We start from the raw sequence: 21046 nt of genomic DNA, 5'->3' as shown, positions 1-21046 counted from the left end.
GCCCAGAATTCCGCTTCCAAATTAGCTACGAAGCAGTTGCTTGCTAACGCTTTAATCCCAGTGCAGCAAGCATTTGTTCATTTTGTTTTTGCATCTGTTCCTGCATTTGCGTGAAAACATTTTTGGATTGCTCGACATAAGCCCCCATCATGCCTTGCATCATGGGCGATTTGGCGTTCATGAACTGAGCCCACATTTCCGGACTCATGCCTTTTGACTGCTCGGCCATCTTGACCTGCAAATCCATGAAGCTTTGCACATTTTTTTCAAGGTACGCGCCCATGAAACTTTGCATGGCATCGCCATAGAAACGAATGATATTGGACAGTACCGCTTCGGTAAACATGGGTGCGCCGCCAGCCTCTTCCTCAAGAATAATCTGAAGCAGAATGCTGCGCGTAAGGTCTTCATTGGTTTTGGCATCGCGCACGACGAAGTGCGTACTGCCCATGACCAAGCGGCGCACCTCCGCAAGCGTGATGTAGGCCGAAGTCTCGGTGTCATAAAGTCGCCGATTGGGATACTTTTTGATGATGCGTGCTGGCCCGACGCTGTTGGCAGTCGTTTTTTTATTTTCGTTGCCGGTGCTGGCGACAGCAGGCTGACTGCCTGCAGAAGAAGGTAAAACAGCTTGCTGAATAACGGATTTGTTGCTATGCAATGATGACTCCATGAAATAACGAGCGCCTGCTTTATTAAGACAGGTTTCGGTACATTCTAGGAATGTCTTGATCTACGCAATTTTTTATGGTTTTTTTTAATCAATTGCCTAAGACAAGCAAAAAACTAAAAACCAATTCACAAAAATTGGTAGGCGCGATTGGACTCGAACCAACGACCCCCACCATGTCAAGGTGGTGCTCTAACCAGCTGAGCTACGCGCCTAAAGAACTATTCGAAGGTCGTATTCTAGCAGTGCAAAATACGGGTTTTAAGACCTGCGCAAAAATAAGTGCAATCAACTTACCGTCTTCGTGCCGAGCGAACACCCGGCACATTGCTGACGATACCAAGCACTTGTTGAAGCCGCCCTGACTGGGGAACCTCGACGGTGAAGGTCATCCAGGCAGTTCCTCCGCGGCTGTCTTTGACCGACTGGGTTTGCACGCCGATCAGGTTCATTTTTTCTTTGGCGAACACCTCAGAAATATCGCGGAGCAGGCCTTGGCGATCGGCAGCTTCTACGGCGACATCGACTGGGTAAACCGCTCCGTCCGGAGCCTTGGCAGAACCCCACTCTACTTCTATCACCCGGTCAGGGCTGCCACTGGCCATATTGCGAAAATTGCTGCAATCGCTTCGGTGAATACTCACGCCTTTTCCTTTCGCAACAAACCCGAGAATGACATCCGGGGGGGCGGGTTTACAGCATTTGGCCAGTTGTGTCAGCAAAGAATCCATTCCTACCACCAGCACACTGCCCTGACTGCCTTTTGTGGCTGTGCTGGATTTTTCGGTCTGTCGCGGCTTTTTGGCGAGGATGAACTCGTCTGGCGACAAGACAGGCTCTGCAGGCCTGAGCAGGGTTTCAATGGTGCGCAGAGAAAACTCGTCTTTCCCCACGACCGCGAACAGATCGTCGGCGGTCTTGAAGCCCAGCTGTAGCGCCAGATCCTGCAGCTTCATGGCAGTCCTGCCTTCCCGCTGCAGGAGCTTTTCAACGGCTTCCCGGCCTTTGGCCACGGTTTGCTCCATAACCTGCGCATTGAACCAGGCCCGCACTTTCGATTTGGCACGGTGACTCAGCAGGAAGCCCAGTTCGGGGTTGAGCCAGTCACGCGATGGCCCACCCTCTTTGGTAGTGATGACTTCAACCGTCTGACCGTTTTGCAGCGGCGTGTTGAGTGGCACCATGGCGCCGTCGATGCGCGCACCACGGCAGCGATGGCCCAAGCTGGTATGGACGCTGTAGGCAAAGTCAATTGTCGTGGCGCCCTGCGGCAATTCCACAATGGCGGCTTCGGGCGTCAGCACATAGATGCGGTCTTCGAACAGCCCCTGATTGGCATCACGGGCCCGCTGCGCAGCGGGCGCAGACAGTTCCCGTTCCCAAGCCAGCAACTGCCGCAGGACCGCAATTTTGGCGTCGTATTCGCTGCTCGCCGAAACACCGGCATAGCCTTTGGTGCCCGCCTCTTTGTAAGCCCAATGCGCTGCCACGCCATGTTCGGCATGGTCGTGCATGGCCTGCGTGCGGATCTGGATTTCGACTGCACGTCCATTGCTCTCACGGACAACTGTATGAAGCGACTGATAGCCGTTGGCCTTGGGCTTGGCAATGTAATCGTCGAACTCCCCGTTTATCGGTTCAAAACATGAATGCACAAAGCCCAGGACGGCATAGCAGCCTTTCACATCGGCGGCAATCACACGCATGGCGCGAATGTCGAGCACCTGGTCAAAATCAAGCGATTTGCCACGCATCTTCTTGACGATGCTCCAAATATGCTTGGGCCGCCCTTGAACCAGCGCAGCAATGCCGTTGCGGTTCAGGTCTCTTTCAAGTTGCGTGCGCAGGGCTTCCATGAAAACTTCACGCTCGGCGCGTTTCTCATCAAGCAGCCTGGCGATTTGCCGGTAGGTTTCAGGCTCCAGGAAGCGAAAAGACAGGTCCTCCATCTCCCATTTGATTTGCCAGATGCCCAGGCGGTTGGCCAACGGTGCAAAAACATGCAGCGACTCATGCGCCAATGCAATCGGAGCAGCCTGCCGGCTGGCCGCGTAATAACGCAGGGTTTGCAAACGCGACGCCAGACGCAGCATGACCACCCGCAGATCGCGGGAAAACGCCAGCAACATCCGGCGAACGTTTTCAGTCTGGGCGGCGGGGTCGTCATGCAAATGGGACTTGCCATCAACCGCCCGCGTCTGCCGCTGCACGTAGATCAGCTTGGTGGTTTCCACTGCAAGTGCGGCATAACTGGGGCCAAAAGCCTTGGCGATCACGTCCTGCGGCTTGTTCAGGTGCTGGCAGGCGTGTACCAGGTAAGTGGCTGCCTGCATGGCTTCGGAACCACCGATGGAATCGAGAATTGCCACCACCGCATTGGCGTGCGACAGAACATTTTCGCCGGTGTCCATCACCTCGCAAGCGATCAGCGGCTCGGCAAAAGCGCGTGCACGCGCCAGCGCATGCGGCTGATCGGCCACGTTGTCCGCCGTGGCCAGGACAATGGGGCTGGGCGCGTCTGTGGAAGCTGAAAGGATGTGCGTTGCCGTCGATTTATTTTTCATGAAATCTCTGTCACTTTGTAGTCATTCCTCACTCAAGCAGGAACCCTGTCAATGCAGCGACCTGGTCTTGCGCAACCAGTGTTGGCGCGTGTCCGACGCCGTCAAACTCAACCAGTCTGGCGCGTGGCCCGCGCTGCGTCATGGACAAGGCGGTTTGCGGGCTCAGCAAATCGGATTGGGCACCGCGCACCAAAAGCGTTTCGGCCTGAATACCATCGTAGAGCTGCCAGAGCATAGCTTCGCCATGCTTTGCGCCGTCTTCGTCCGCCAGCTTGAAGGGAATGGCAATCGCAGGATCGTAGTGCAGCCGCAGCAGACCTTCGGTTTCTGGCGCCACCGGCCTGACCATCGGCTTTGAAAGGGCCAGCCATTGCGCCGGGGTGTGCGGGCCAAAACTGCTGGAGATGGTCCACATCGCATCAGCCGCGTCCTGAAGCGTATCGAAATGGCCGGACTGCCCCAGATAGGCACCAATGCGTTGAATCGCCCGCCATTGCAGCGCGGGACCGACGTCGTTCAGCACCAGTTTGCGCACCGGTACCGGCAGCGGCAAGCCCGGCTGGCCGCACACCACCATGCCGATCAGCCCGCCCATGCTGGTACCCACCCAGTCCAGTGTGGCGATCGACGCCTGCGCGTGAAGCTGCGTCAGCAACGCCAGCATGTCTGCTGCATAAACAGGCACCTGGTAGCCCATCGGGTCCTTCAACCATTCACTTTCCCCCCGGCCTGCCACATCGGGGCAGACGACGCGAATGCCTGTCCCTTCCAATGAACCGGCTTGCGCGCACAAGGCTTGCGCCAGCACGTCAAAGTCGCGGCCCTGGCGGGTCAGACCATGGACGCACAACACCACATGCGGGCTGTCAGGCTGGCCCCATTGCCAATAGGCCATGCGGTGGCCGTCAGCGGCATCGGGACAGGTGACGTGATTCAGGCTGGGCTGGGTCATGGTGTGGGTCTCAGGAAAAGGCTGGAGTAAGCTTGACAATTGTGGGGGCAGGTTTTGCGCCATCTGGCGCGCCAATCACTGCACCGCTTCAACCAACCATCGTAAATCATCCAGAGGAATTTCATGCTCAAAGGTAAAACAGCTCTTGTCACCGGCTCTACCAGCGGTATCGGCCTGGGCATTGCCAAGGCTTTGGCTGCACAGGGCGCCAACATCGTGCTCAACGGCTTTGGCGATGTGGACGGCCCGAAGGCCGAGATTGCCGCGCTGGGTGTGAAAGTTGTCTACCATGGCGCCGACATGAGCAAACCCGGCGAGATCGAGGCGATGATGAAATTTGCCGCTGCCGAATTTGGGCAGGTCGATATCCTGGTGAACAATGCCGGCATCCAGCATGTCGCGCGCATTGAAAATTTCCCGACTGAAAAGTGGGACGCCATCATCGCCATCAACCTGAGCAGCGCCTTTCATGCCACGCGCCTGGCGTTGCCGGCGATGCAGGCGGCCGATGGCGGCAAGGGCTGGGGCCGCATCATCAACCTGGCATCGGTGCATGGCCTGGTGGGCTCGGCCGAAAAATCGGCCTATGTGGCAGCCAAGCACGGCATTGTCGGGCTGACCAAGGTGACGGCGCTTGAAAACGCCACGTCCGGCGTGACCTGCAATGCCATCTGCCCGGGCTGGGTGCTCACGCCGCTGGTGCAAAAACAGGTTGATGCCCGTGCCGAGGCGGGCGGCATCAGCAACGAAGCGGCCAAGCAGCAACTGCTGGGCGAAAAAGAGCCTTCGATGCAGTTCACAACGCCCGAGGAGCTGGGCGCGCTGGCGGTGTTTTTCTGCTCGCCCGCCGGCGTCAACATTCGGGGCGTGGCCTGGAACATGGACGGCGGCTGGGCCGCTCAATAAACCGGTTTGGTTGGTTGCCCCTCCTACTGACAGGAACCCGCCACATGCAGTGCCCTGGTACGGCATGGCGGGCGCTGCCAACTGCTGCTTTAAGGCAGAAATGGCATCACGCTTCTGACAGCATCCGGCTCACGTACTCGCCGATGGCCAGCGAACTTGTCAGTCCTGGCGACTCGATGCCGAACAGGTTTACCAGCCCCGCCACGCCATGCGCGGCGGGTCCCTGGATCATGAAGTCCTTTGCCGGCTCGTCTGGCGACTGGATCTTTGGGCGCATACCGGCATAGCCCGGCAACAAGGCACCATCTTTCAGGTCAGGCCAGTATTTGCGCACCTCGGCGTAAAAGGCATCGCCGCGCGCCGGGTCCACTACCAGATCGTCGGCCGATTCGACCCACTGCACATCCGGGCCAAACTTGGCCTGCCCGCCCAGGTCGATGGTCAGGTGAACGCCCAGCCCGGCGGCTTGCGGCACCGGGTAAATGAGCCGCGAAAATGGCGAGCGGCCGGCCAGGGTGAAGTAATTCCCTTTGGCGTAATAGCTGGGCGGCACGGCCTGCGCTGGCAGCCCGGCAAAGCGCCGCGCCAGGCCTTGCGCCTGCAATCCAGCCGAATTCACCACCCACGCGGCCTGCAATTCGGTGCCGTCACCTGCTACCAGAGTAATAGCGCCTGGTGCACATTGGGCGTGCGCCAATGGCGAATTAAGCACAACAAGCCCGCCAGCGTTCTCTAGATCGCCCTGAAAAGCCAGCATGAGCGCATGGCTGTCAACGATGCCGGTGCTGGGCGAATGCACAGCGGCCACGCATTGCAACGCAGGCTCCATGGCCTGTGCTTGCTCGCGCGACATCAGCACCAGGTCATGCACGCCGTTGGCGGCGGCTTTTTTGATGATGCCGTGCAACTGCGCCACCTGCTCGTCGCTGGTGGCCACCAGCAGCTTGCCACAGCGGCTGTGGCCCACGCCGCGCGCGGCGCAGTAGTCGTACAGCATCGCCCGTCCTTGCACGCAGAGCAGAGCCTTGAGCGAGCCTTGCGGGTAATAAATGCCCGCATGAATGACTTCGCTGTTGCGCGAACTCGTGCCGGTGCCGATGGCGTCGGCCGATTCCAGAACCATCACCTCCCGGCCCTGCAAGGCCAGGGCGCGTGCGATGGCCAGCCCCACCACGCCCGCACCAATCACCACACATTCGATTTTTTCCATCAAGCCTCCTCAAAACCTTCAATCACGTTGACTGCATTGGTCCCCAGCGCAGCCGCTGCATAACCGCCTTCCAGCACAAAGACCGTGGGCAGGCCCATCGCACCCAGTCGCCGGCCCAGCCGGCTGAAATCGTCAGACTGGAGCGCAAATTTCGAAATCGGGTCTTCTGCGAAGGTGTCCAGTCCCAGCGCCACCACCAGCGCATTGGCGCGGTAATGGCCGATGCGCTGGCACGCCTGCTCCAGCGCATCGAACCAGCGCGATGCGGCACATCCGGCAGGCAGGGGCAGGTTCAGGTTGAAGCCCTCGCCCTCCCCTTGCCCGGTTTCGTCGGCATGGCCCAGAAAAAACGGGTATTCGGTCAGCGGGTCGCCATGCAGGCTGACGCACAGCACATCGGCTCGACCATAAAAGATGCTTTGCGTGCCGTTGCCGTGGTGATAGTCCACATCCAGGATGGCCACGCGATCAGCGCCGGCATTGCGCATCGACTGCGCCGCCACCGCCGCGTTGTTCAGGAAACAGTAGCCGCCCATGAAGTCAGCACCCGCATGGTGCCCCGGAGGCCGGCTGCAGCAAAAGGCTGCACGCACGCCGCCATGGCCCGCAGCCACCTGTGCGGCGGCGCTGGCCGCTGCATCGGCGCCGGCCTTCGCGGCCTGCCAGGTGCCCGCCGAAAGCGGCGAGCCGTTGTCCATGGAATACAGGCCCAGCCGGGCAATGAAATTGAGCGGCTCAATGTCGCTGCGCAGGCTGCGCACCGGCCAGATGGATGGAAAAGGCTGGCAGCAGTCATTGCCGGGTGCCAGTGCAAGCCAGTCACGCCAGGCATGTTCCAGGAAAGCCAGGTAGCGCGGCGCATGCACCATGTCCAGTAGATCGCGGCTGTCGACCTGGGCGCTGTGCAGGTGGTGGCCATGTTCGGTCAGCCGGGCCTTGACGTATTCGGCACGGTCCGGGGTTTCAAAGCAGGCCACCCGCTCGCCCCGGAAAAACTCGAATTCCGGTGCATGCGCCTGATGGCTGTCATTGAAAAAAGTAATCATCGGTGGTCATCCGGAAATGCGAACTTGCAACGCACGCATGAAAAAAAGGCAGATCTTGCAGCAGCCTGGCACGCTCACAGCTGCCGGGGATCGGTCTTGAGAAGCATCTCGACCAGCGATTGCAGATGCGCTTTGAGCGGCTCAAAACCGGCTGTCAACTCGAGTGTTTCCTCGTTCATATAAAGCCTGCGGTTGATTTCAAGCTGAATGCTGTGCCGTTGGGCGGCCGGGTCGCTGTATCGCCGCACCAGTTCCACGCCTTTGTACGGATGGTTGTAGGCCACGCGGTAGCCCAGCGCCGTCAGGTGCGCGCAAATCCGTTGGGACAAGACCGGATTGGCGGTACTGGCGTCGCGGTCGCCAACGACGAAGTCGGCGTGTTTTTCACCCGGAAAATTGGTTGCGTGGCTGGAGGCAATGGCTGGCATCGAATGGCAGTTGAGATGAAGGCTGTAGCCGTGTCCAGCATGCGCCGCATCAATCGCCTCGGCCACGGCTGCATGGTAGGGCGTCCAGCAGTGTTCGATGCGATGCTTCACTTCTTGCACCGACAGGCTGCGCCCGTAGATGGGCAAGCCGTCATCCGTGGTGCGCCAGATCAACCCCTTGCCGAGCCGCACCTTGGAAAGCACGACCGGATCGGTGGCGACAGGATCAGGCCAGGGCCCGTCCAACAGAGATACGTCAAGCTCCGTGGTGTTGCGGTTGGCATCCAGGTAGCTGCGGGGGAAATGCGCCTCGATCCAGTGAGCGCCCAGGCCGGGTGCAAAGTCGTAGAGCTTTTCAACATGCGTGTCTTCAGCCTTGCGCAAAATCGACGTTTCGCAGGTGTGCCGAAAATCCGGGGGATAAAACACACCGCTGTGGGGCGAGTCAAGGACCAGCGCAGTGCTGCCGGGAAGATGGGTGAAGAGCTGCATGACGCGACTTTATCAGCAGCTTTCGATGCTTCACGCAAGCGAGTTGGAGACAACTCGGGAAGCTTGAAAAAAACAGGTTCCGGGATTAACTGCATCTACCCGGAAAACCCACTGCAACAAGCTTTTTGTCCTACAAAAATTTGCCTTTTGGCCCCACAGTTGCAACAGTCTGTTGGCATAAAACTATTGGGGAACAACTTCCGCAAACTCTGGTCCTACGTCCATAGAAGTCGTCATTTACACACCAAAGGAGCATCATGAAACTATTCAATCGCAGCTTTTCAGCCATCGTGTTGTCGGTCGCTGCATTGACAGCTGCCACGGGTGTCCAAGCCCAGAGCAATTACGCCTTGTATTCCCCCGGAGCCAGTTATGTCGGCCTGAACGTTGGTTCTTCCAATTTTTCGCTTGGCAACGGATTCGGGCCTTTTGCATCAGACAACAGAGACACGGTCTACAACATTTACACCGGCACGTTCTTTACCCCGAACTTCGGCGTCGAAGCAGGCTATACCAATTTCGGCAAGATCGACCGGGCAGGCGGCAACACCAAGGCACAAGGCTTCAACCTCAGCTTGGTCGGCCGGGCACCGATCACCCAGTCATTCAACATTTTCGGCAAGCTGGGCACCACCTACGGCCGAACCGAAGTGTTGGCTTTTCCAGGCACAGGCATTGCATCCGGCAAGGAAAACGGCTTCGGTGTTTCCTATGGCATCGGTGCGGAATATTCCTTCAACCCACAACTGTCTGCCGTGCTTCAGTATGACGAGCACAAGCTGAAGTTTGCCGGTGATGGCCGCGACCGCGTCAACGCAACCACGGTGGGCTTGCGTTACCGTTTCTAAGCCATGAGCCGCCCACCGGCGGCCTGACCTCGAAACCTGAAGACCTGCAAACCCAGTGGTTTGCAGGTCTTCCTATGAGCGCACACCAGTCAAACACCAATAGCTATCAAAAAAATAGCTGTTAATTACGCTATTCCTTGTTTACCTTGCCGCGCAGTTCCTTGGTCGCTGAACGCTGGCTCTTTCCTTCCAGACGGCGTTGCCGGGAACCATAGGTGGGTTTGGTGGCCCGCCGGGCTTTGGGCGGATTGGACACGCCGTCGATCACCTGCTGCAATCGCGACAGCGCATCGGCGCGGTTCATTTCCTGCGTGCGGTGCTGCTGCGCTTTAAGCACCAGCACGCCTTCCTGTGTGATTCGGCTGTCGCTCAAGGCGAGCAAGCGCTCCTTGATCTCGTCCGGCAGCGAGGATGCCTTGATGTCGAAGCGCAGATGCAGGGCGCTGGACACCTTGTTGACGTTTTGTCCACCCGCACCCTGAGCCCGGATGGCGCTGAGCTCGACGTCGCGTTCATCGATCGGAAACTTGTGAATCACAGGCATGCAGTGGGTTTTCGGGTTACGGATTGGTTCAGCGCCTGCAAGTCTGCAGTCGGGCCACTGGCTATCGGGTGCAGAGCGGCTTCAATGGTGCCCAGGCTTTGCAGGGCTTTGTCCACAGTGATTATCGGCGTGGCTTTGCCGACAGATCACAACGCAGAAATGGTCGAGTTGCGCAGCCAGCGGAGCGACGGCCTGGCCGACTTGCTCGAAACGGCATGACGCTACTTATTTAATAGCTGTTAAGGCTTACCCACACTGCGAAAACAGCTTATTTGATCAAAATTTCACGTTTGCCAGAGATCACGCGCCCACGCTGCCTGTCACCGGCAGCACGATGCCGGTGATGTAACTGGAGCACACCGGCGAGGCCAGGAAGACATAGGCGGGGGACAACTCCTCGGGCTGGGCCGGGCGTTTCATGTCAGTCGCAGAACCAAACTTCTGGATCGACTCGGCATCCTTGTCGGCCGGATTCAGCGGTGTCCAGACCGGTCCTGGCGCTACGGCATTGACCCGAATTCCCTTGTCGAGCAGGTTGCTGGCCAGCGCCTTGGTAAAGGCGTGAATCGCGCCTTTGGTCGCTGAATAATCCAGCAGCTTGGACTCGCCTTCCAAGCCCGTGACCGAGCCGGTATTGATGATGCACGAGCCTTTTTTCAAGTGCGGCAGCGCAGCCTTCGTCATATGAAAATAGCCATAGACATTGGTTCGCAGGGTTTCGTCGAAGCGCTCTTCGGTCAGGTCTTCAAGCGAATCTGCATGTTCCTGGAAAGCCGCGTTGTTCACCAGAATGTCGAGCTTGCCGAATGTGCTGACAGTTTTCTCGACCACCGTGCGGCAGAAAGCGGCATCCTTCACGTCGCCGGCTATCAGCAGGCAGCGCTGGCCTTCGGCCTCGATGCAACGCTTGGTTTCCTCGGCGTCCACATGTTCATTCAGGTAAAAAATCGCCACGTCAGCGCCTTCACGGGCAAACAGCACCGCCACGGCCCGCCCAATGCCTGAGTCGCCGCCGGTGACCAGCGCAGTCATTCCTGCAAGCTTCTCGCTGCCCTTATATCCCTGAGCCATGAACTTTGGCCGCAGTTGCATGTTGGCTTCCACGCCCGGCTTTTCGAGATGCTGGGCCGGCAACGGCGGTGCAGGCTGCGGGGTCAAGCCCGCCTGGACAGCGGGCTTGTTGCTTTTTGCGCCACTGCTTTTCTTCGGTTTCGCGGCGTCTTTGCCGTCTTGCTGCTGTTGAATGCTGTGCTGCTTGTCAACGACAGCCTGGGCGTCGCTCTTCGGCGATGAACGTGATGGGGTGCTTGCCATGAATGCCTTTTGAATGACCAAAAGATTCAATCTACGACGACACCTTTTCAAGCGATGTAGTCAAATTACCTGCTTCGGCCACAGAACTGCCAGCGTGAGCAGGGAAAGTCAACCTGGGCGGTTCAGCCCCGTCTGCGCATGATGTCCGGTGTGTTGACCTTCACGTCGCCGCACTGCGCGCGCTGGCGCAAGGCATGCTCCATGACGACCAGCGCCAGCATGGCCTCGGCAATCGGCGTGGCGCGGATTCCGACGCAGGGGTCGTGCCGACCCTTGGTCACCACTTCGGCCGGGTTGCCTTCGGTATCAATCGACTGGCGCGGCGTGATGATGGAGCTGGTCGGCTTGATGGCAATCGACACTTCCAGGTCTTGCCCGGTACTGATGCCACCCAGCACGCCGCCAGAGTTGTTTGACACAAAGCCTTCGGGCGTCAGCGAATCGCCATGCGTCGTGCCGCGCTGCGTAACCGCGCCAAAACCGGCGCCAATCTCCACGCCCTTGACCGCATTGATGCCCATCATGGCAAAGGCGATGTCGGCGTCCAGCTTGTCGAACAGCGGCTCGCCCAGGCCGACCGGCACACCAGAGGCCACCACGCGAATGCGCGCGCCGCACGAATCGCCGGCCTTGCGCAGCGCGTCCATGTAGTTTTCGAGATTTGACACGTCAGCGCTGGGGGCAAAAAACGGGTTGTTCGGCACATGCGCCCAGGACTCAAACGGAATCACCGCCTCGCCGATCTGCGCCATGCAGCCACGAAAGGTGGTGCCGTACTGCTGAAGCAGCCATTTTTTGGCCACTGCACCCGCCGCCACCATGGGCGCTGTCAGCCGCGCCGACGACCTGCCGCCGCCGCGCGGGTCGCGCAGGCCGTACTTGTGCAGGTAGGTGTAGTCGGCATGGCCGGGCCGGAAGGTGTCCAGGATGTTGCCGTAGTCCTTGCTGCGCTGGTCGGTGTTCCTGATCAAGAGGCAGATCGGCGTGCCGGTGGTCTTGCCTTCATACACGCCCGACAGGATTTCGACCGCGTCGGGTTCGTTGCGCTGGGTGACGTGGCGGCTGGTGCCGGGGCGGCGCCGGTCCAGGTCGCCCTGGATATCGGCCTCGGTGAGCGACATGCCCGGCGGGCAGCCGTCGATCACGCAGCCAATGGCCGGGCCGTGGGATTCACCAAAGTTGGTGACTGCGAAAAGATTTCCAAAAGTATTGCCGCTCATGGCAATGATTATCCCAGACGGTTTTTAAACGGTTCAATCCAGTCCGGGGCATCAGTCACGATCCGCATCGCTTTCTGCCGGCCAGTCGCGGATGTAGGCCTTGAGCATCTTGTTTTCAAAATTCTGGCTGTCCACCACGGCCTTGGCGACATCGTAGAAGCTGATCACGCCCATCAGCATGCGCTGGCTCATCACCGGCATGTAGCGGGCGTGGCGCTCCAGCATCATGCGGCGCACCTCGTCGATCTCGGTGTCGGGCGTGCAGGTCATCGGATGGTCGTCCATTGCCTTCCTGACCAGCGTGCGGCCGATTTCGCCGCCATTGTTCACGATGCAGACAATCACCTCGCGAAAGGTCAGCATGCCGACCAGATCGCCATGCTCCATGACGACCAGCGAGCCGATGTCTTTCTCGGCCATGATCTCGGCGGCCTTGGCCAGCGGCTCGCCAGGCTGTACGGTGTAGAGCGTGTTGCCCTTGACGCGCAGGATATCTGCTACCTTCATCGTTTTTCCTAGGTGGTTCTGGCAGCAGCGCCTGCCAGTGTGTGTTTCAAGGTTTCCGCCGTGACACGCAGCGGTTGCTAAGGGTAAAACCGACTTTAAATATAGCCCACAATGCTTTCACCAAGGGTAACGATTTTCGCGACGTCATCTGGCATTGACCCTGGCTTTTTGACCCTTGACCCGAATATGGCCGGGTGCGTTTGAAAAATCAGCTTTTTTGCACTGGAGATTTTATTCATGCCCGGTTACTCAGACCCCGGTTTCGACACCTTGGCACTGCACGCAGGCGCCGCGCCCGATCCGGCCACAGGCGCTCGCGCCGTGCCGATCCACCTGACCACGTCCTTCGTCTTTGAATCCAGCGACCACGCTGCCAGCCTCTTTAACCTGGAGCGCGCCGGCCATGTCTATTCGCGCATCAGCAACCCGACCAACGCGGTGCTGGAGGAACGCATCGCGGCACTCGAAGGCGGCATTGGCGCCATTGCCACGGCCAGCGGCCAGGCGGCGCTGCACCTGAGCATTGCCACGCTGATGGGTGCGGGTTCCCACATCGTCGCCAGCACAGCGCTGTACGGTGGCAGCCAGAACCTGCTGCACTACACGCTGCGCCGCTTCGGCATCGACACCACCTTTGTCAAGCCCGGCGACATCGACGGCTGGCGCGCGGCTGTACGGCCCAACACCAAGCTGTTTTTTGGCGAAACCGTCGGCAATCCGGGCCTGGAGGTGCTGGACATCGCCACCGTGGCGGCCATGGCCCATGAAGCGCGGGTGCCGCTGCTGGTCGATTCGACGCTGACCTCGCCCTGGCTGATCAAGCCGTTCGACCACGGCGCCGACCTGGTGTACCACTCGGCGACCAAGTTCCTCAGCGGCCACGGCACGGTGATTGGCGGGCTGGTGGTCGATGGAGGCAGCTTCGACTGGGACCGGTCCGGCAAGTTCGCCGAACTGACCCAGGCCTATGACGGCTTTCACAACATGGTGTTCAGCGAGGAAAGCACCGTAGGCGCCTTTTTGCTGCGCGCCCGCCGCGAAGGCCTGCGCGACTTTGGCGCCTGCATGAGCCCGCACACGGCCTGGCTGATCTTGCAGGGCATTGAAACCCTGCCGCTGCGCATGGCACGCCACATGAGCAACACCGAAAAGGTGGTGGCTTTCCTGGCCAGCCATCCCTTCGTCTCGCGCGTCGGTCATCCGCTGCTGGAGTCGCACCCCAGCCATTCGCTGGCGCAAAAACTGTTGCCGCGCGGCGCCGGTTCGGTGTTCAGCTTTGACCTGAAGGGCAGCCGCGCCCAGGGCAAGGCGTTTGTCGAGGCGCTGAAGGTCTTCAGCCACCTGGCCAACGTCGGCGACTGCCGCAGCCTAGTGATCCACCCGGCCAGCACCACGCATTTCCGCATGACGGGCGAGGCGCTGGCGGGCGCCGGCATCACGCAGGGAACGATTCGCCTGTCCATCGGCCTGGAAGACCCGGACGACCTGATCGATGACCTCAAGCGCGCCTTGAAAGTGGCCGAGAAAGCCGGGGCTTGAGCATGGACCTCCTTGTCAACGGCGCCACAACCTATTGCTACACCGGCGGCAAGCCTTTCGATGCAGCGCAGCCCACGGTGGTTTTCATTCACGGCGTGCTGAACGACCACAGCGTCTGGAGCCTGCAAAGCCGCTACCTGGCGCACCACGGCTGGAACGTGCTGGCCGTCGACCTGCCGGGCCACAGCCGCAGTGAAGGCGAAGCGCCCTCTTGCGTCGAGGACGCTGCCGGTTTCATTGCCGCGCTGCTCGATGCGGCCGGCGTGCAGCATGCCGCGCTGGTGGGCCACAGCTGGGGTTCGCTGATTGCGCTGGAAGCTGCGTCCAGACTAAAAGACCGCATCAGCCACCTGGTGCTGGTCGGCACGGCGTTTCCGATGAAGGTGTCGCCCGCGCTGCTGGACGCGTCGCTCAACGAGCCGATGAAGGCGCTGGCGCTGGTCAACGTTTTCTCGCGCAGCACACTGGCGCCGCCGCCGTCGGCATTGGGTCCGGGCACCTGGGTTTATGGCGCGAGCATGGCGCTGGGCCGCCGCGTGCTGGCCAGCAACCGCCAAGTCAACGTGTTCCACCGGGGCTTCAAGGCCTGCGACAGTTATGCCAACGGCGAGGCCGCGATTCAGGCCATCACCTGCCCGGTGCTGTTTTTGCTTGGAGAACACGACCAGATGACGCAGCCCAAAGCCGCGCAGGGCTTGGTCAAAGCCGCCCGTGCGTCGGGCAAGTCGGTTCAGGTCACAAACCTGCCGGTCGGCCATCACCAGATGACCGAAGCGCCGGATGCGACATTGTTTGCCATTCGTGACTTTTTAAAAACATGAACATGACACCATCCCGTCCCCTGCCGCCCGACGCGGCGGACATCTCCCGCATCATTGAAATGGCATGGGAAGACCGCACGCCCTTCGAATCCATCGAAGTGCAGTTTGGTTTGAACGAGTCGGCCGTCATTGCCCTGATGCGCCGCCAGCTCAAGCGCTCGTCGTTCAAGATGTGGCGTGAACGCATGGCGGGCCGGACCACCAAGCATGCGGCACTGCGCAGCCCGGACGTCACGCGGCACCGCGCGCGGCATACACGCCAAGCGTGAACGGCCCTGCTGACCGATGGAGAAACAAGGATTTTTGCTATAAATAAAATAGCTAAAAAGGCTTGCTTGACATGCGCAAAAAGGCTTTTTTAATGCATAAAACAGGTTTTTGACGGCCTGCCAGCGTGCCTCAGGCCATCTTGCCCAGAATGACGTTCATGTCGTCCTTGGAAAACGCCCGCAGCATCTCGGCGCGGATGTTGCCGGCGGCGCCTATGCTCAGGCCGAAGGCGTTGGCGGATTCCTCGTCCTCGGCTTCGATGACCGCCACCAGGTCATACTGGCCCGACGTCCAGTAGAGCTGGCGCATGCTGGCGCCAAATTTTTTTGCCAGTTCCATCACGGCATCGGCGCGCTTCGTGGTGTCCTTCACGCTGCGCATCCCCTGGTCGGTGAAATGGCAAAGGGCGATATAGGTTTTCATGGTTTTTCTTCCTGTCGGCGAGACCTCCGGCATTCGCGGGTCGGCGGCGGTCCCGAAACGCCGGCCCTCGTGACAAACCTGCATGTATTTTCTAGACGCGCCCGGCGCCTGCAAGCGCCAGGGTTGCGCTCAGGCGGGCATGATGTTCTGGTTGGAACTGAACAGGTTGGCCGGGTCGTACTGGCGCTTGATTTGCGCCAGCCGGCCGTAGTTGGGTCCATACGCGGCTTTCACACGCTCGCCCTCGTCGTCGGTCAGGAAATTGACGTACACGCCGCCGCTGGCAAACGGTGCCGAGGCCTTGAAATACTCGCGCGCCCAACGAATGCCCGCGGCGTCATCGGCCGGGTCATCCCAGCGGCCGTGGACATTCATGACGAAACGTGCGTCGCGGTGCGCGTAGGCTGTGGCATCGGGCGCGGGGCGCATGGTCGCGCCGCCGATGGCGCCGAAAAATATCTCGCACTGTGGCGACGGCAGCTTTGCGACGTACTCGATGACGGCATCGAACAGACCGTCTTCCAGCGCCGAGAAATTGTGCGATTTCCAGTAGTTGCGCGCGCCGGGCGTGAGCAAGGGGTCGAAGGCCTGTTGCCAGTTCACATAGGGCATGGCGCCAACATGCGTGCCAAGCGGCGTGCCAAAGCCGTGCAGCGGCTTGACCAGCGCCTCGCCCTGCGAGGGGTCGCCGGTGTAGAGCAGTGCCAGTACGACCACTTTCTGGCCATGAACGCTTTCCGGCAGGAAGGGCAGCGGCGGCGCCTTGCGCAGCACGGTCCAGACGGAAACATCGTCAGGAGCCTGGTCCATGAACGCACGGTACTGCTGCAGCACTGATTTGGCTTGCGAAAACGGATAGACGATCAGCCCGGCCAGCACCTCGGGGCCAACCGGGTGCAGGCGGAACTCAAAGCGTGTCACGACGCCGAAATTGCCGCTGCCGCCGCGCAGCGCCCAGAACAGGTCAGTGTTTTGGCTGGCGCTGGCGCGCAGCACGTCGCCGGCGGCCGTCACGACTTCGGCGGACTCCAGGTTGTCAACCGTCATGCCGTACTGGCGGCTGAGCCAGCCGAAGCCGCCGCCCAGCGTCAGGCCAGCAACGCCGGTGGTGGAGTTGATGCCCAGCGGCGTCGCCAGGCCATGGGCCTGGGCGGCGGCATCGAAATCGGCCAGTGTGGCGCCACCTTCGACGCTGGCGCGGCGGGCGCCGGCATCGACCTGCACGGCCTTCATCTTCGACAGGTCGATGACGATGGCGTCGTCGCGCAGCGCGCTGCCGGCAATGTTGTGTCCCCCGCCGCGAACCGCCAGCGGAACCTGGTGCTCCCTTGCAAAATTCACCGCGTAAACCACATCCCCGGTCGTGGCGCACTGGACGATGGCGGCGGGATGCTTGTCCACCATCGCGTTCCAGATTTGGCGGGCGCTGTCGTAGGCCGCGTCGCCGGCGGCAATGACCGTTCCCTGAACGTCTTTCTTGAGCGCATCGATTTGCGCCGATTGCAGGTTTTTCATGGCAGTGTCCTTCCTTGGGTTCTGGCGCAATGCGCTCAGCACACAACAACAACAACAACAACAAGGGCCAAAACCGGCCATTGCGCCGGATCAGTTGCGTGAGCAGATTTGCTATATGGGGTTTAGCACTGCACCCGGCCCGGTGCAAGGCCTGCTGCCAATTGGAGAACAGCCTTACCTTGGTTTACACGTTTGCAGGCGTGACCCAGTGTCCGGGCGCCGCTTGCAGGGCATCGAGCAGTTGCCGTGTCGCGGGCGTCAGCGGCGCCGCTTGCAGGCTGGCGCTTTGCAGCGAATCGAGCAGCCGCGCCAGGGTGTTGGCCTGCGGCGTCAGGGGGCCGAAAAACCGCGTGCCCTGCGCATCGGCCATCAGCACCGTCGGGAAGGTTTCCACGTCGAGGTCGCCCACCAGGTCGGACTGGTCTTCAATGTCCAGCCAGGCAAAGCGCAACGCGGGGTAGCGCGCCGCCATGTTCGCGAAAACCGCTTCATAGTCGCGGCACAGCCCGCACCAGTCGGCGCACAGGCAGACAACCCAGGTCACGCCGGTGGTTGGCATAGGCTGGGTGACGGATGGATCGTTCATGCGTTGAATCTGGTTGCTCATTTTTTCATAGCGAATCACGCAGTAGCAGCGTGCGCCAGCCGGCTTTTTCCCATAATTTATGAACCGAGGGTGCGCGGTCGAGCAGCAATTGCTGCATCAGCGGCTCCAGCTGCGTGGTTTCCGGATCGGCCAGCAGCACATAGCGTGACTCTGCGTTGCCTTCTGCGTCGTTGAGCTGGCCAATCCAGTCCATCTCCACCAGCGTTTCAAGCACCGGCTCGAATTGCAGGACATCCAACTCCAGCATCTCGGCCAGTTGCGAGGCGCTGACACCCATGCGTGCGGTGATTCGCGCTTTGTCCAGCATTTGCAGGATTTCAATCGCCAGCTGGAACTGCCAGCCATGGGCACTGCCGCGGCGCGTGACGCCTGCCAGAAGGCTGGGCAGGTAGGCACTGATCACGGCGCCCATCAGCACGATCACCCAGGAGACATAGATCCACACCAGCAAGATCGGCAACGCCGCAAAGGCCCCATAGACCATGGAATAGGTGGGCACCGCTGTCATGTAGGCGCCCAGGACTTTCTTGCCGATTTCAATTCCTGCCGCGACGAACAGGCCGCCGGCAAAGGCATGGCCCCATTTGACATAGGTGTTGGGGACATAACGGTACAACGCCGCCATGCCGCCGGCCACCAGGAAAAACTGTGCCACATCCAGCACGAAGCGCACGCTGAACGGCAAAACGCCAACCAGGCCGCTGGAAGCCGACACCACATACGACGTCACCGCCAGGCTGGCCCCCAGCACCAGCGGTCCGAGCGTGATGGCCGCCCAGTAAATCAGCACCCGCTGCGCCAGCGGCCGAGGCTTGCGCACGCGCCAAATGCTGTTCAGCGTGCGGTCGATGGTCAGGATCAGCGCAATCGCCGTCACCAGCAGCACCGCCAGGCCGGCGCCGCCCAGCTTGCTGGCCTGGCCACTGAACTGCGTCAGGTAGCCCAGCACCTGGCGCGAGATGTTGTCGGGAATCAGGCTCCTGACCAGCCAGGCCTGCAGCGCCGCCTGGAGCGTGGAAAACATCGGGAAGGCGGTGAAGACGGCCAGCGCCACGGTGAAAAAAGGCACCAGCGCAATCGACGTGGTGAAGGTCAGGCTGCTGGCGGTCAGCCCCATGCGGTCTTCACGGAAGCGGTTGCGCAGCGTGATGGCGGTGTCGCGCCACGGAAAATGGGACAGGTCGGCAAGCAAGGCCTCAAGCCAGGGCGGAAATTTCATCCCCGGTATCATGCCACTGCCCTCAAAGACCCAAGATGAACAAAGCAAACCAAATTGAAATAACCCGCCTGCTGGCCCTGGGCAGCCTGAGCGGCCTGATTGTGCTGGGCCTGGCCTGGGAAATGTGGCTCGCGCCGATACGCCCGGGCGGCTCGCTGCTGGCGCTCAAAGTGCTGCCGCTGGTGATTCCACTGGCCGGCATCTGGAAAAACCGCATGTACACCTACCGCTGGGTCAGCCTGATGGTCTGGCTCTACTTCACCGAAGGCGTGGTGCGCGCCTGGAGCGACCGCGCGCCGGGCAATTACCTGGCCATGGTGGAAGTGCTGCTGTGCCTGCTGCTGTTCATTGCCTGCGCGCAGCATGTGCGCTTGCGCTTCAAAAACCTGCCTTCTGCCGCCCTTGCCAACGACACCGCACCATGACCACACAAGCCGAACTTCTCGATACCCTGCGCCAGATCACCGGTGCGCCGCATGTTTTGTATGACGGCGACCTGAGCGCCTACACCCAGGACTGGCGCAAGCGCGCGCAGGGCAAGGCATTGGCCGTGGTACGCCCGGCCAGCGTGCAAGAGGTGGCGGACATCGTCAAGGCCTGTGCAGCCGCTGGCACCAGCCTGGTGCCGCAGGGCGGCAACACCGGCCTGGCGGTCGGTTCAGTGCCTGACGAATCCGGAAGGCAGGTGGTGCTCAGCCTGCAGCGCATGAACGCGGTGCGCGCCATTGACGCGGCCAACCTCACCATCACCGTCGAATCTGGCTGCATCCTGCAAAACCTGCAACAAACGGCTGAAAAAGCCGGCTTCCTGTTTCCATTGAGCCTGGCCGCCGAAGGCAGCTGCACCATTGGCGGCAACCTGGCGACCAATGCCGGCGGCACGCAGGTGCTGCGCTACGGCAATGCGCGCGACCTGTGTTTGGGTCTGGAAGTGGTCAATGCGCAGGGTGAGATCTGGCATGGCCTGTCGGGCCTGCGCAAGGACAACACCGGTTATGACCTGCGCGACTTGTTCGTCGGCAGCGAAGGCACGCTGGGCATCATCACCGCCGCCACGCTCAAGCTGTATCCGCAGCCCGCCGCCCGGCTGACCGCGTGGGCCGGCCTGCCTTCGATGGAAGCGGCCGTCACGCTGCTCGGCCTGGCGCACCAGCACCTGGGCGCGGGACTGACCGGTTTTGAAGTGATGGGCCAGTTTGCCCTGAGCCTGGTGGACAAGCACTTTCCCCAGCTGCGAGTGCCCTTTATTGAAGCTTCGGCCACCAACGCCAGTCAAGCTGGATCGAATGGCAGCAATGCACCAGCTGTTGGGAGCGTGGCCATGCCTTATTGCGTACTGCTTGAAAATTCCGACAGTGAATCCGAAGCGCATGCGCGCGAACGCTTCGAGCAACTGCTGGAAACGGCTTTCGACCAAGGTTGCGTGCTGGACGCCGTGGTGGCTGAAAACCTGTCGCAGGCCAAAGCTTTATGGCACATCCGCGAAAGCATTCCGCTGGCGCAGGCCGAGGAAGGCCTGAACGTCAAGCACGACATCTCGATTGCCGTTTCGCGCATTCCCGAGTTCGTTGAGGTGACTGATGCGCTGCTGCGCCAGCGCATCGACGGCGTGCGGCTGGTCAACTTCGGCCATCTGGGCGACGGCAACCTGCACTACAACGTGCAGGCACCCGAAGGCGGCGATGCCAAAGCTTTTTTGCACGACCACGAGGACGAAGTCAACACGCTGGTGTACGACTCGGTGGCCCGGTTCGACGGCTCGATTTCTGCCGAGCACGGCGTCGGCAGCCTGAAAACCGACAAGCTGCCGCTTTACAAATCAGCTGTTGCCCTGTCGATGATGCACGCCATCAAAAAGGGACTGGACCCGCAGAACATCATGAATCCGGGTCGCATCGTCAAGCTCTGAAGCCGCAGGCGGCGGGCATAATTGAATGTTCGTCGACACGTC

21 protein-coding genes and 1 tRNA gene are annotated in these 21046 nt (G+C 60.5%); 7 read left to right on the top strand and 15 right to left on the bottom strand.

Translation table 11 applies throughout. From position 1 onward, the window contains the following. Positions 1-43: 43 nt before the first annotated feature. The 4 genes from phaR to H4V98_RS09960 all read right to left on the bottom strand — a co-directional run bounded on the left by phaR (position 44) and on the right by H4V98_RS09960 (position 4186). Complete coding sequence (gene phaR / locus H4V98_RS09975; RefSeq protein WP_196863845.1) at positions 44-673, bottom strand: polyhydroxyalkanoate synthesis repressor PhaR; 630 nt, start codon at positions 671-673, stop codon at positions 44-46. A gap of 135 nt (positions 674-808) precedes the next feature. Next, positions 809-885 (bottom strand) — tRNA-Val (locus H4V98_RS09970). Positions 886-963: 78 nt separating this feature from the next. Continuing rightward, entirely contained in the window at positions 964-3234 is a 2271-nt protein-coding gene (locus H4V98_RS09965) for a bifunctional (p)ppGpp synthetase/guanosine-3',5'-bis(diphosphate) 3'-pyrophosphohydrolase (RefSeq protein ID WP_196863844.1), read from the bottom strand. A gap of 28 nt (positions 3235-3262) precedes the next feature. Further along, positions 3263-4186: an alpha/beta hydrolase gene (locus H4V98_RS09960; protein WP_196863843.1), complete on the bottom strand. Its 924-nt coding sequence runs from the start codon at positions 4184-4186 to the stop codon at positions 3263-3265. A 123-nt stretch (positions 4187-4309) separates the two neighbouring features. Here H4V98_RS09960 and H4V98_RS09955 point away from each other — a divergent pair, with 123 nt between their 5' ends. Further along, entirely contained in the window at positions 4310-5092 is a 783-nt protein-coding gene (locus H4V98_RS09955; RefSeq protein WP_196863842.1) for a 3-hydroxybutyrate dehydrogenase, read from the top strand. A 106-nt stretch (positions 5093-5198) separates the two neighbouring features. Here H4V98_RS09955 and H4V98_RS09950 read toward each other — a convergent pair whose 3' ends face one another. The 3 genes from H4V98_RS09950 to H4V98_RS09940 all read right to left on the bottom strand — a co-directional run bounded on the left by H4V98_RS09950 (position 5199) and on the right by H4V98_RS09940 (position 8268). Next, positions 5199-6302: an NAD(P)/FAD-dependent oxidoreductase gene (locus tag H4V98_RS09950; RefSeq protein WP_196863841.1), complete on the bottom strand. Its 1104-nt coding sequence runs from the start codon at positions 6300-6302 to the stop codon at positions 5199-5201. Then, entirely contained in the window at positions 6302-7348 is a 1047-nt protein-coding gene (locus H4V98_RS09945) for a histone deacetylase family protein (protein WP_196863840.1), read from the bottom strand. The genes H4V98_RS09950 and H4V98_RS09945 overlap by 1 nt, the downstream gene beginning before the upstream one ends. Positions 7349-7422: 74 nt before the next feature. Next, complete coding sequence (locus tag H4V98_RS09940) at positions 7423-8268, bottom strand: N-formylglutamate amidohydrolase (protein ID WP_196863839.1); 846 nt, start codon at positions 8266-8268, stop codon at positions 7423-7425. Positions 8269-8525: 257 nt separating this feature from the next. Here H4V98_RS09940 and H4V98_RS09935 point away from each other — a divergent pair, with 257 nt between their 5' ends. Beyond that, positions 8526-9116 (top strand): outer membrane beta-barrel protein, encoded by a 591-nt coding sequence (locus H4V98_RS09935; protein WP_196863838.1) that lies wholly within the window; start codon positions 8526-8528, stop codon positions 9114-9116. A gap of 130 nt (positions 9117-9246) precedes the next feature. Here H4V98_RS09935 and arfB read toward each other — a convergent pair whose 3' ends face one another. The 4 genes from arfB to H4V98_RS09915 form a co-directional block, all read right to left on the bottom strand. Next, the gene (arfB, locus tag H4V98_RS09930; protein ID WP_196863837.1) at positions 9247-9660 is read right to left on the bottom strand and encodes an alternative ribosome rescue aminoacyl-tRNA hydrolase ArfB; all 414 of its coding nucleotides are present in this window, start codon (positions 9658-9660) and stop codon (positions 9247-9249) included. 300 nt (positions 9661-9960) lie between these two features. Next, complete coding sequence (locus H4V98_RS09925) at positions 9961-10974, bottom strand: SDR family oxidoreductase (RefSeq protein WP_280757480.1); 1014 nt, start codon at positions 10972-10974, stop codon at positions 9961-9963. A gap of 122 nt (positions 10975-11096) precedes the next feature. Next, positions 11097-12194 (bottom strand): chorismate synthase, encoded by a 1098-nt coding sequence (aroC, locus tag H4V98_RS09920; protein WP_196863835.1) that lies wholly within the window; start codon positions 12192-12194, stop codon positions 11097-11099. A gap of 51 nt (positions 12195-12245) precedes the next feature. Further along, positions 12246-12701 carry a CBS domain-containing protein gene (locus H4V98_RS09915; RefSeq protein ID WP_196863834.1) on the bottom strand — a complete coding sequence of 152 codons (456 nt, stop codon included), beginning with the start codon at positions 12699-12701 and terminating at the stop codon, positions 12246-12248. Between the two features lie 237 nt (positions 12702-12938). On the opposite strand from H4V98_RS09915, the gene H4V98_RS09910 reads away from it, so the two are divergent. Genes H4V98_RS09910 through H4V98_RS09900 form a run of 3 tightly spaced genes read left to right on the top strand, consistent with a single transcriptional unit; the run spans position 12939 to position 15330 of the window. Next, entirely contained in the window at positions 12939-14240 is a 1302-nt protein-coding gene (locus H4V98_RS09910; protein ID WP_196863833.1) for an O-acetylhomoserine aminocarboxypropyltransferase, read from the top strand. Positions 14241-14242: 2 nt separating this feature from the next. Beyond that, positions 14243-15061 (top strand): alpha/beta hydrolase, encoded by an 819-nt coding sequence (locus H4V98_RS09905; protein ID WP_196863832.1) that lies wholly within the window; start codon positions 14243-14245, stop codon positions 15059-15061. 2 nt (positions 15062-15063) lie between these two features. Beyond that, on the top strand, positions 15064-15330 hold the full coding sequence (locus H4V98_RS09900) for a TIGR03643 family protein (protein WP_196863831.1): 267 nt from the start codon (positions 15064-15066) through the stop codon (positions 15328-15330). Between the two features lie 130 nt (positions 15331-15460). On the opposite strand, the gene H4V98_RS09895 is transcribed toward H4V98_RS09900, so the two are convergent. The 4 genes from H4V98_RS09895 to H4V98_RS09880 all read right to left on the bottom strand — a co-directional run bounded on the left by H4V98_RS09895 (position 15461) and on the right by H4V98_RS09880 (position 19095). Further along, on the bottom strand, positions 15461-15754 hold the full coding sequence (locus tag H4V98_RS09895; RefSeq protein WP_196863830.1) for a GYD domain-containing protein: 294 nt from the start codon (positions 15752-15754) through the stop codon (positions 15461-15463). A gap of 129 nt (positions 15755-15883) precedes the next feature. Further along, positions 15884-17269, bottom strand: a complete 1386-nt coding sequence (locus H4V98_RS09890; RefSeq protein ID WP_196863829.1) for an FAD-binding oxidoreductase — start codon at positions 17267-17269, stop codon at positions 15884-15886. Positions 17270-17453: 184 nt separating this feature from the next. Beyond that, on the bottom strand, positions 17454-17855 hold the full coding sequence (locus H4V98_RS09885) for a thioredoxin family protein (RefSeq protein WP_196863828.1): 402 nt from the start codon (positions 17853-17855) through the stop codon (positions 17454-17456). Between the two features lie 25 nt (positions 17856-17880). Further along, the gene (locus H4V98_RS09880; RefSeq protein ID WP_196863827.1) at positions 17881-19095 is read right to left on the bottom strand and encodes a YihY family inner membrane protein; all 1215 of its coding nucleotides are present in this window, start codon (positions 19093-19095) and stop codon (positions 17881-17883) included. Positions 19096-19130: 35 nt separating this feature from the next. Between H4V98_RS09880 and H4V98_RS09875 the strand changes: the two genes are divergently transcribed. Beyond that, positions 19131-19520, top strand: coding sequence for a DUF2069 domain-containing protein (locus H4V98_RS09875; RefSeq protein WP_196863826.1), 390 nt, complete (start codon positions 19131-19133; stop codon positions 19518-19520). After that, a complete protein-coding gene (locus H4V98_RS09870; RefSeq protein ID WP_196863825.1) occupies positions 19517-21004 on the top strand; it encodes an FAD-binding oxidoreductase in 1488 nt (495 codons plus the stop codon). Before H4V98_RS09875 ends, H4V98_RS09870 begins: the two co-directional genes overlap by 4 nt. The last annotated feature ends 42 nt before the right edge of the window (positions 21005-21046 follow it).

The organism is Polaromonas sp. CG_23.6 (genome assembly GCF_029892315.1).
Lineage (GTDB): Bacteria > Pseudomonadota > Gammaproteobacteria > Burkholderiales > Burkholderiaceae_C > Polaromonas.
This window is presented reverse-complemented; position numbering and strand designations above follow the sequence as displayed.